The following is a 10,538-nucleotide window of genomic DNA, read 5'->3' as shown; positions in this document are numbered from 1 at the left end:
CCCGGTTGGGCACTGGGCGCCTTCGACCGGGTGCTCTTTGGTCAAGGGGAGGGGGAACGGAAGGTGGACGACTCGTCAGGTGGTAAACGGGCCCGGGCGTCGAAGAGACCGCCGACAGGCGGTGCTGGTCCTGGACCTGGATTCCGCCGAGCCCGACCTGGTCGGCCATGAAGACCGGCTTCGTCTTCGACGGCGGAGAGCTCACCGCCGAGGAGATCGCCGGCATCCGGCTGGACCCGGACGAGCACGACCGGTTCGAGGTCCGGTCCCTGGACGACTGGGCCACGGTCATGGACACACCCCTCTGGGAGCGGATGGCCGCCGTGCACCGAGCCCGTACGACCGGCACGGTCGAGTACCGGGAGATGCGGCCCGATGTCCTCTGGTGACCGCTACCTGGTGGGCGCCGGAGTGTTCGTCCAGCGCGACGACGACCGCGTCCTGCTCGTCCACCACGCCAAGAGCGGACACTGGGTGCTCCCCGGCGGCAAGGCTGAACCCGGCGAGACGCCCCGGCAGTGCGCGATGCGCGAGGCCCGCGAGGAGACCGGGCTGGACGGCCGGCCGGGGCGACTGCTGGCCGTCCAGCACCTCACCGCCGACCGCCGGTGGGGCAGCAAGTACGTCGCCGACCCGTACGAGCTGTTCGTCTTCGCCCTCCACATCGATCCCGGCCGGGACACCGGGATCCGGGTACCGGACGGGGAGCTGCTGGGCTGGGGCTGGTTCACCCACGACGACGGCGTGCAGCTCATGGACCCGACGAACCAGGCGCTGTTCACGGCCGCGACGAAGGCCGCGGCCAACGGGAGCTGCGCCTACCTCGAGGACCTTCAGATCCTGGAGTGACCAGCGACCTCGAGTGCGCCCTGTCCGAACGGTGCGCGCCATCCCGCACGCGACGGTGCGGCGCGCACCGCCCGCGCCGGCGGAGGTGAACCGCGGTTGGCTCGTCAGCCCCACCAGAGCACGAGGAGGAAGTGCCGTTGGGATGCGCCACGGTAGAAACCCATGTAGGGCAGCTTGCCTTGCGGAGTGAGCGGCCGGGGGCCCGTAGGCCGGACCTGTGCGAGGTGAGGCAGGCATGTGCCCTGCCGACGGGCCGCACCGATTGGATCTTCAACTACTCCGTGGTGTAGAAATCCCCCCGATCGATCATGGTCACGTCACCTTTACTACGGGGGATCAGGAAATGACTCACACCCGGCGTCTCATCAGCGCCTTCGCCGTCGTGGCCGCGCTGAGCGCGGTCACCGCCTGCGGGCCCGAGGAGGACAGCGCCGGCGGATCCAGCGCCTCCTCCAAGCCGTCGGCGCAGCCGAGCGCGGGCAAGGGCGGCAGCGGCTCCACGGACAACAGCGGCGGCGACTGCGGGCAGCCGCCGAAGCTCCCGGCCGGTCACAAGATGGTCGAAATCGCCGTGCCGCCGTCCAAGGGCTCGATGTCCGCCAAGGACGCGAAGCCGACCTGCACGCCCAACGACTGGATCTACCACGGCGAGGGCAAGGCCAACTACTACCTGTTCACCGCCGGGGAGGTGAAGGCGGAGCTGTCCACCGGGTCCGGCTCCACCAAGACGGTCCCCGTCGGGGAACTGTGGATGCACGCCGGCGACTGCCTGACGAACACCTCCGCCGTGAAGTCGCCCTACACCTGCTCCGGGAACATCTACGACATCACGCTCGACTCCGAGGGCAAGGTGAAGACCATCAAGGAGGTCTGGCACCCCTGAGCCCGTCCGGCCCCGGGGCGGGCGTCTCCCGCCCCGGCCGCCGAGTTCGCGCCTACCGGCGAGCGTCCCCGCGTGCCTCCCGCCACATCGACCAGAGGGTCGGGCCGCCCCCAGGTACGTGGATCTCGGCCCGCACGGTGAACCCGAATCGCTCGTAGAAGCCGAGGTTGGACTCCTTCGACGATTCGAGGTGGGCCGGCAGGCCGGCCGCGTCCGCCTTGGCCAGGCCCGAAAGCAGCAGGGCAGCACCGTGGCCGCTGCCCTGGGCCACCGGGTCGGCGCCGAGTACCGCCAGGTACCAGTGGGGCTCCCGGGGGGTTATCCTGCCCACCAGTTCCAGCATCTCTCCCAGCCGGGCCATCTGCTCGCCCAACAGCCCGCTGATGCGGGCCAGCGTCTCCTCGTCCGGGTGCTGCTCGGGCGTGCCGGGCGGCGTCCAGAAGGCCGCTGCCGCGTCAGTGCGTTCACACTGACCAAGCGGGCCGTACTTGTGCGTGAGCATGACGTCGAACCACTGGGCGAGACGGTCCGCACGTCCTTCCTCGTCGGGGAAGAGCCACAGCATCATCGGATCGTCCGTGAAAGAACGGGCCAGGATGCGGGTGATCTCGGGAGTATCGCCGGTTTCGATCGGCTTGGGTGTGTTCAGTGACTGCATGCGGTCAACGTAGGTTCCAAGATCCTTCCGGTACATCGGTCGTTCTACCGATACTCGGATCACCGCGTGCGCTCGCGCTCTCCATCGCTCATCGTGACGAGCCAGGCTCTGATGGCCTTCGCCGTTGTGGGCGCGTGTTCCTCCGTCATGCTCCAGTGGTTGCCGGGAACGGTCATGGTGGTGTGCGGGATCGGCCAGGGCGTTCGACGCTCCTCGGGTCTTCCGTCGGTCGTCGGCAGCGGTTCGGTGGCGCTGAGCAGCAGGGTGGGGGCCTCTGTCGGTTCCGGCTGCCAGCCGCGGGCGATACGGGTGTAGGCACCCAGCGCGGCCATGGACATGTCGTCCACGGCCGTGTCGAACCGTTCGCCCATCTGCCGCGGGAGACGGGCGGGCAGGGCGAGCAGCCACGGCTCGTTCTCCAGGTCCGGAGTGACGTGGTAGGTGTCGATGAGGACGAGGCCGAGCGGCGGTGTGCCGGTCGCCGCGAGGCGCGCTGCCACCGAGTGCGCGGGACAGCCTCCCATCGAGGAGCCGAGGACGGCGTACGGACGGTCGCCGAGGTGCGTGCGCACGGTATCGGCGTGCAGGTCCACGAGGGTCTGCCAGTCCCGGGGGACGGCATCCCCTTCCGCGACGCCCGGGTGCTGGATCTCCAGGACGTCCCGCTCGCCGTCGAAGGCGGAGGCCAGGGTGGCATGCCAGGGCCTGCCGAGAGCGGGAGAGAAGCCGGGGAAGCATACGAGCGCCGGAGCGGCGGTGCCTTCGGCCAGCTTGAGGGGTGCGAGGGCGTGACGGGTGCTGTCGGCGCCCTCGAACGTGGGCAGGGCGAGTGAGGCGGTCACCAGCATGTGCATCGCCGACACGACGTCGCCCGTTGCGCACACGCGGCGGTAGAGGGAGGCAAGGGTCTGCGACGGCCGCGCCGTTCCCCGCGGGGAGGCATGGCCCCATTCCGTGTCGAGGTGACCGGCCAGCGCCGCGGCGTCGGGTCGGTCGAACACGACCGTGGCGGGCAGCCGCAGGCCGGTGAGCGCGCTGAGGCGGTTGCGCAGCAGTACCCCGGTCAGGGAGTCGAAGCCCAGCTCGGTGAAGGGGCGGTCGGGCGCCACGGCGGACGCGTCGGCATGGCCGAGCACCATGGCGGCCTCCGTACGGACGAGGTCGAGCAAGGCCGATGCCCGGTCCGGCGCCGACAGCGCGGTGAGCCGTTCGCGCCAGGCTGTTCCGGCCTCACTGCCTCGTTCGTCGTCGCCCGTCCCTGCTGCCGGACGGGTCGTACGCAGCAGACCGCGCAGAGGCGGTGGTACCGGCTGCCCGGTGGTGTCCGCCCGTCGGGAACGGTCCAGCAGCAGCGGGGCCAGCACGCGTTCGTCACTGCCCAGCGCGGCGTCGAACAGCGCCAGGCCCCGCGCCGGGGAGACGGCGCGCAGCACGCCGTCCATGGCCCGGTCGGGGGCGGCGGTGCGTGCCGCCATTCCCTCCCCTCCCGCCCACGGGCCCCACGCGAGGGAGATCGCCGGCAGGCCGAGGGCGGCGCGGTGGTACGCGAGCGCGTCCAGGAAGGTGTTCGCTGCGGCGTAGTTCGCTTGGCCCGCGGTGCCCAGCACTCCGGCTACCGAGGAGAACAGGATGAAGTGCGACAGGGGCAGGTGCTTCGTCAGCTCGTGGAGATTCCAGGCGGCGTCCGCCTTCGGCCGCAGCACCGTGGCCAGCCGCTCGGGTGTCAGGGACTCCAGCACGCCGTCGTCCAGGACCCCGGCGGCATGCACGACGGCGCTCAGCTCGTGCGCGTACGTCTGGACGACGGCGGCCAGCCGGGTGCGGTCGGCCGTGTCACAGGCGAGTACGTCCACGCGGGCGCCGGAGTCCTGGAGCTCTGCTCGCAGCCGCCGCGCGGCCGACGAGCGGAGGCCGTGGCGGCTGACGAGGACGAGGTGGCGGACCTTGTGCCGGGTGACCAGGTGCCGGGCCAGCAGGCCACCGAGGGCTCCGGTGCCGCCCGTGATCAGGACTGTGCCCTCCATCGGAGAGCCGCCGCCGGGCGGGGTGTCCGTGGCGGCCAGCCGGGGGACGCGTACGGTGCCTTCGTCGAGGGAGAGCTGGGGTTCGCCGGTGGCGACGGCGGCCGGCAGCAGGCGCAGGGACTCGGGCCGGCCGTCGGTGTCCACGAGCATGAGACGCCCGGGATGTTCCGCCTGGGCGGAACGCACCAGGCCCCACAGCGCGGCTGCCGGCAGGTCCGGCACGGCGGAGGTGGCGCCGCGGGTCACCACGACGAGACGCGATCCCGGCGCGGCAGGTGCGGACAGGTAGGTCTGGAGAACGGCCAGGGCACGCGCGGTCAGGGTATGTGTGTCGGCCGCCGGGTCGGCACCCGAGGAGCGGAAGGAGACCACCACTGCCTCCGAGGCTTTCCCTCTTCCGGCCGGCGGGGTGGGGAACACCGAGCGCAAACCGAGGTCGTCGGCTTCCGCTACGGAGAGGAGCGGCACGTCGCCGTCGCCTGCGGTCGGAACGGCGGTCCATCGCAGGCCGTACAGATCCCCAGGCGCGCTTCCTTCCACGGATACCGGTCGGGTGGTCAAGGACTCCACCCGAGCCACCGGCCTTCCTGCGGGGTCGGTCATGTCCACCGCGACCGTGTCGGGGCCGGTGGTACGTATGCGGACGCGCAGCGCCGTGGCCCCGACGGCGTAGAGGCGCATGCCGCGCCAGGCGAAGGGCATCCCGGCGGGTCCGGTGGTCGGCGCGGCGAGCAGTGTCGCGTGCAGCGCGGCGTCCAGCAGGGCGGGGTGAAGACCGTACCGGCCCGCGTCCGGGCTCGCCGCCCCGGGCAGTCGTACCTCGGCGAACACCTCCTCGTCCGGCCCCCGCCAGACGGCCGTGACGCCCTGGAAAGCAGGGCCGTACGCGTAACCGGCATCGGCCAGGCGGTCGTAGGCACCGTTGAGGTCTACGGGGACGGCACCCGGGGGCGGCGGCCATGCGGCGGCTCCGGGATCACGGTCTCCGTGGGCGGTGGCCGGGCCGAGCCGGCCCGTTCCGTGGTGCGTCCAGGTACCGAGCGGGCCCGCCTCTCGTGGGCGGGAGTGGATGTCGGCGGTGCGTCGGCCGGAGGCGTCCGCTTCGCCGAGGGTCACCTGCACGTGGGCGTCGCCACCGGAGTCGGGTAGTGACAGCGGAGTCAGCAGCGCGAAGTCCTCCACGACCTCCAGCCCGCACGCGTCGCCCGCGTGGAACAGCATCTCGGCGAACGCGACGGCGGGTACGAGGACCTGTCCGGCGATGATGTGATCGCACAGCCACGGCTGGGCGGTGGTCGAGAGGTGGCCTGTGCACAGCAGGCGTTCCGTGCCGGGCACGCTGGTCGTCGTGCCGGTCAGCAGGGGGTGTTCGTTGCCGGCCGGTGCGAGGGCTTCGGTGTCGTCCTCCAGCCAGTAGCGCTGCCGTTGGAAGGGGTAGGTCGGCAGGTCCACCCGCCGGGCGCCGCTGCCCGCGTACACCTGGCGCCAGTCCACCGGCAGGCCGTGCACGTGCAGTCGGCCGAGCGCGGCCAGGACCGATTCCGCCTCCGGTGCCCCGGCCCGTGCGGTGGCCGTGCACACCACTCCCCCGCGTTCCCCCGCGACGCCGCTCATGACGGCCGCCGTGAGCTGCGTGTCGGGGCCCATCTCCATACAGGCGGTCACGCCCTCGTCGTGCACGAGGCGGTGCACGGCATCGCCGAACCGTACGGTGTCGCGGGCCTGGCGTACCCAGTACGCCGCCGAGCGCAGATCATCCCCGTCGGCCGGGCGGCCGGTCACCGTCGATATCACCGGGATGCGCGGGGTTCCGTAGGTGATACCTGCGGCGATACGGCCGAACTCGGCGAGCATCGGTTCCATTAGCGGTGAGTGGAAAGCATGACCGGCCCGAAGGCGCGTGGTGCGGCGTCCGCGCCCCTGGAAACGGGCGGCGACGGCGCGTACGGCTTCCTCGTCTCCAGAGATGACGACCGATCGTGGACTGTTCACCGCCGCGATCGCCACCCGGTGCGCCCGGTCCGTCAGACCCGCCAGCTCTGTCGTCACCTCTTCCTCGGTGGCCTCCAGCGCCACCATGGCGCCACTGCCGGGCAGTTGTCGCATCAGTCGTCCCCGGGCCGCGACCAGCTCCACCGCTTCCGACTCCGGCAGAATGCCCGTGACGTGAGCCGCCGCCAGCTCGCCCACGGAATGTCCGGCCACGGCGTCCACGCGTACTCCCCAGGATTCCAGCAGCCGGAAGAGCGCCACTTCGTAGACGAACAGGCCCGCCTGCGCGAAGTCGGTCCTGTCCAGCAGTGCGGCGGCGTCGGTGTTCTCGTCCGCCCACAGCACGGTGCGCAGGGGCCGCTCCAGAACGCCCGTACCGTCGAAGCGTGCGCACAGAGCGTCGAAGGCGTCGGCGAAGGCGGGGAAAGTACTGTGCAGCTCCCGGCCCATGCCGGGCCGTTGCGTGCCCTGGCCCGGGAACAGCAGTGCCAGCCGCTGGCCGGCGGGGGCGCCCCGCCCCACCTCCGTGCTTCCGTGTCCCCGACCTGTCGCCGCCAACGCGTCGAGAGCCTTCAACAGCGCCTTCCGGCCCCCGGCGCTCACAGCCGCCCGGTGGGTGAGCGCCGCCCGGGTCGTGGCCAGGGAGAACGCGGCGTCCAGCGAGGACAGCCGGGGCTGTTCCCGCAGCAGGGACGCCATCTGTCCGGCCTGCGCGCGCAAGGCATGCGGGCCCGCGCCCGACAGCAGCAGCGGAGGTGTCGCCCTCCAGGGCTGGGAGGTGATCGTCGCCTCCGCAGCGGGCTCCTCCCGTGTCTCTTCCAGAATGACGTGGGCGTTGGTGCCTCCGATGCCGAACGCGGAGACCGCCGCCCGGCGCGGGTCGCCCGGTCGGGCCGGACGCCAATCCTCCTCATGGGCCAGGAGCCGTATCGTGCCTTCCGACCAGTCCACGCGCGGTGACGGCTCCTCGCAGTGGAGGATGCGTGGCAGTCGTCCGTGACGCATCGCCAGGATCGTCTTGATGACCCCGCCGACTCCGGCCGCGGCCTGGGTGTGCCCGATGTTGGATTTGAGCGCCCCGAGCCACAGCGGTCGGTCGCCGGGCCGCTCCCTCCCGTACGCGGCCTGCAGGGCCCGGGCCTCCACGGGGTCGCCGAGCGCGGTGCCGGTGCCGTGGGTCTCGACCATGTCGATGTCGGCCGGGGAGAGCCCGGCGGCTGCCAGGGCCTGGCGGATCACCTCCTGCTGGGCCGGGCCGCTCGGCGCGGTCAGGCCGTTGGACGCGCCGTCGGACGCGACGGCCGAACCACGGAGCACGGCCAGCACCGGGTGGCCGTTGCGCCGGGCGTCGGACAGGCGCTCCAGCAGGACCACGCCGGCGCCCTCCGCCCAGCCGGTGCCGTCGGCCGCGGCCGAGAACGGTTTGCACCGGCCGTCCGGCGCCAGACCGCGCAGCCTGCTGAACGCGACGAACGGTGCTGTCGTGGCCATCACGGTGACGCCTCCGGCCACGGCCAGCGAGCACTCGCCGGACCGTAGCGCCTGTGCGGCCGAGTGCATCGCCACCAGCGACGAGGAGCAGGCGGTGTCCACGGTCACGGCGGGTCCGCGCAGGTCCAGGACGTAGGCGATACGGCCCGAGGCCACGCTGCCCGTCGAGCCCAGGGCGAGGTGGGCCTCCAGCTCGTGCGGGCCGCGGTGCAGCAGGCGGCCGGCGTAGTCGTCGTGCATCACGCCGACGAAGACGCCGGTGTCGCTGCCGCGCAGGGCCGCCGGGTCGAGGCCGGCCCGTTCCAGAAGCTCCCAGGTGACCTCCAGCAGGATGCGCTGCTGCGGGTCGGTGGCCAGGGCCTCGCGCGGGGACATCCCGAAGAAGGCCGCGTCGAAGTCGGCGGCCCCGTGCAGGAAGCCGCCGCGTCGGGTGACGGACGCGCCGAGCCGGTCGGGGTCGGGGTCGACGAGGCCGGGCAGGTCCCAGCCACGGTCGCCGGGCGCGTCCGAGGTCGCGTCGACTCCGTTCATGACGAGTTGCCACAGGTCCTCGGGGGACGTCACACCGCCCGGGTACCGGCAGGCCATCGCGACGATGGCCACCGGTTCCGTCTCGACCGGAGACGGCCTGTCCGCCCTGCTGGTACGACTGCCCGGGGCCGTATTACCCAGCAGCACGGTCTGCAGGTAGGCCGCCGCGGCGGCGGGTGTCGGGTGGTCGAACACCAAGGTGGCGGGCAGCTCCAGTCCGCTGGCCGTGCCGAGTCGGTCGCGGAGCAGAACGCCCGCGAGGGACGTGATCCCGAAGGTGGTGAAGGGCCGGTTCGGGTCCACGTCCGACTCCAGGCCCGACCCCAGGCCCGACTCCAGGCCCGACTCCAGGCCCGACTCCAGGCCCCGCTCCGGCACGCCGCTCGCGTACGTCGTCGCGGCGAGGACGAGCCGCAGCACGGCGTCGTACCGCCCGGACGGGGTCAGTGCCATCAGGCGCCCGCGCAGGGTGGAGGTGGTCGCTTCGCGTGCCGACCCGAGCCGTTCGGCGAGCCGGCGGGTCAAGGCGAGTCTGTCGATCTTGCCGGAGGGGGTACGGGGCACGGAGTCGGCCTCGTACACCTCGTCCGGCACCTTGAAGCCCGACAGCCGCTCCCGGCACAGGTCGCGCACCCGGTCGGTGTCGATACCCTGCCGCTGGTCGGCACCCTGCCGCTGGTCGGCGACCACGAACGCCACCGGCACCTCGCCCAGCACATCGTGCGGCTTACCGACGACCGCCGCGTCCACGACGCCGGGGCAGGCGAGCAGTACGTGCTCCACCTCGACCGGGTTGATGTTCTCGCCGCCCCGGATGATCAGCTCCTTGACGCGGCCGGTGACGCGCAGACCGCCGTGCTGGACGCGGCGGCCGAGGTCTCCTGTGCGGTACCAGCCGTCCTTGAACGCCCGCGCGGTGTCGTCCGGGCGGTCGTGGTATCCGAGCATCAGGTTCGGGCCTCGGACCCAGATTTCCCCTTCGTCCCCGTCGGCGACGTCGCCGCCGCTGTTGACGGGATCGGTCAGCCGCACGTCGACGCCGGGCACCGGAACGCCGCGGGGGCCGGCTCCGCCCGCGTCACCGAGCCGATCGACCGTGATCTTCCCGCACGTCTCGGTACTGCCGTAGCCGTCGAGCAGCGGAGCGCCCAGCAGCTCCTCCACGTCCGCCCGCAGCTCCGGAGGGCATGGTGCGCCCGCGGTGACGCACAGACGTACGCCGGCCGGCGGCCGGGAGCGTTCGTCGCGGAGCGCGCCCGTGAGCAGGCGGTAGGTGGCGGGCACGCCGGCGACGACGGTCGGCCGCTGGTCGGCGAGTGCCTCCGCGACGCTCGCACCCCGGTCGAGGAGGTACGCGCTCGCGCCCACGGCCACGACGCCCAGCAAGCACAACGAGTGGGCGTAGGCGTGGAACATGGGCAGCGGCCACAGCAGCCGGTCCTGCGGCTCCAGGCCCCACAACGGGGCGTAGGCCGCCGCCACGGACCACAGGGCGGTGCGCTGGCTGGAGAGCACGCCCTTGCTCCGCCCCGTGGTGCCCGAGGTGTAGAGGATCCAGGCCGCCTCGTCGAGGCCGAGGTCGTCGCGGGGCGCGCGTCCGGGGTCCGACGCGGCGAGCCGCTCGAAGTCGTGCGCGTCTGTGCGTGTGCCCGCCCCCGCGTCCACCACCAGGATCCGGGACCGTAATGGTGGCCGGGCGGCCGCAAGCCGTTCGATCCGTGGCAGCAGCGCCTCCTCCGTGATCACCGCGACCGCCCCGCTGTCGTCGAGGAAGTACGCGAGCTCGGCGTCCGCGGCTCCGGGATCGAGCGGAACGCCCACCGCTCCCGCCCGCAGGACCGCGAAGAAGCTCTCCGCCGTCTCCACCCGGTTGCCGAGCAGGAGCGCCACGCGCTCGCCCCTGCGTACGCCAAGCCGCGCGAGGTGGCCGGCCAGACGACGGGTCCGCTCCTCCAGCTCCTGATACGTGACGCCTCGCCGCGCGTCGCGGAAGACAGCCTTTCCTCCCGACCGTGCCGCCCGCGTCTCCAGAATCTCCGGTAACGCGCGGATCAAATCGTGGCGGACCGCCGTCATCCCCAACCCCCTCGGCCCCGGGCGAGCAGGACAG

At 72.4% G+C, this 10,538-nt stretch carries 5 protein-coding genes; 3 read left to right on the top strand and 2 right to left on the bottom strand.

The features are described from left to right. The first annotated feature begins 167 nt into the window (after positions 1-167). The 3 genes from AC07BS_RS21105 (at position 168) to AC07BS_RS21095 (ending at position 1,732) form a co-directional block, all read left to right on the top strand. On the top strand, positions 168-389 hold the full coding sequence (locus tag AC07BS_RS21105; RefSeq protein WP_478933776.1) for an NUDIX hydrolase: 222 nt from the start codon (positions 168-170) through the stop codon (positions 387-389). Then, a complete protein-coding gene (locus tag AC07BS_RS21100) occupies positions 376-849 on the top strand; it encodes an NUDIX domain-containing protein (protein ID WP_478933774.1) in 474 nt (157 codons plus the stop codon). The genes AC07BS_RS21105 and AC07BS_RS21100 overlap by 14 nt, the downstream gene beginning before the upstream one ends. A 343-nt stretch (positions 850-1,192) precedes the next feature. After that, positions 1,193-1,732 (top strand): hypothetical protein, encoded by a 540-nt coding sequence (locus tag AC07BS_RS21095; protein ID WP_478933772.1) that lies wholly within the window; start codon positions 1,193-1,195, stop codon positions 1,730-1,732. 52 nt (positions 1,733-1,784) lie between these two features. Here AC07BS_RS21095 and AC07BS_RS21090 read toward each other — a convergent pair whose 3' ends face one another. Next, positions 1,785-2,390 (bottom strand): GNAT family N-acetyltransferase, encoded by a 606-nt coding sequence (locus AC07BS_RS21090; protein WP_478933770.1) that lies wholly within the window; start codon positions 2,388-2,390, stop codon positions 1,785-1,787. 59 nt (positions 2,391-2,449) lie between these two features. After that, complete coding sequence (locus tag AC07BS_RS21085; protein WP_478933768.1) at positions 2,450-10,504, bottom strand: SDR family NAD(P)-dependent oxidoreductase; 8,055 nt, start codon at positions 10,502-10,504, stop codon at positions 2,450-2,452. Positions 10,505-10,538 lie beyond the last annotated feature (34 nt).

Source organism: Streptomyces sp. NPDC044063, assembly GCF_056434285.1.
The sequence above is the reverse complement of the archived record's forward strand: the minus strand, read 5'-3'. Positions and strand labels throughout refer to the sequence as shown.

Excerpts from the sequence above, each read along its gene's own strand:
- AC07BS_RS21090 (WP_478933770.1), bottom strand. The coding sequence starts at position 2,390 with ATGCAGTCACTGAACACACCCAAGCCGATCGAAACCGGCGATACTCCC.
- AC07BS_RS21105 (WP_478933776.1), top strand. The coding sequence starts at position 168 with ATGAAGACCGGCTTCGTCTTCGACGGCGGAGAGCTCACCGCCGAGGAG.
- AC07BS_RS21095 (WP_478933772.1), top strand. The coding sequence starts at position 1,193 with ATGACTCACACCCGGCGTCTCATCAGCGCCTTCGCCGTCGTGGCCGCG.
- AC07BS_RS21100 (WP_478933774.1), top strand. The coding sequence starts at position 376 with ATGTCCTCTGGTGACCGCTACCTGGTGGGCGCCGGAGTGTTCGTCCAG.
- AC07BS_RS21085 (WP_478933768.1), bottom strand. The coding sequence starts at position 10,504 with ATGACGGCGGTCCGCCACGATTTGATCCGCGCGTTACCGGAGATTCTG.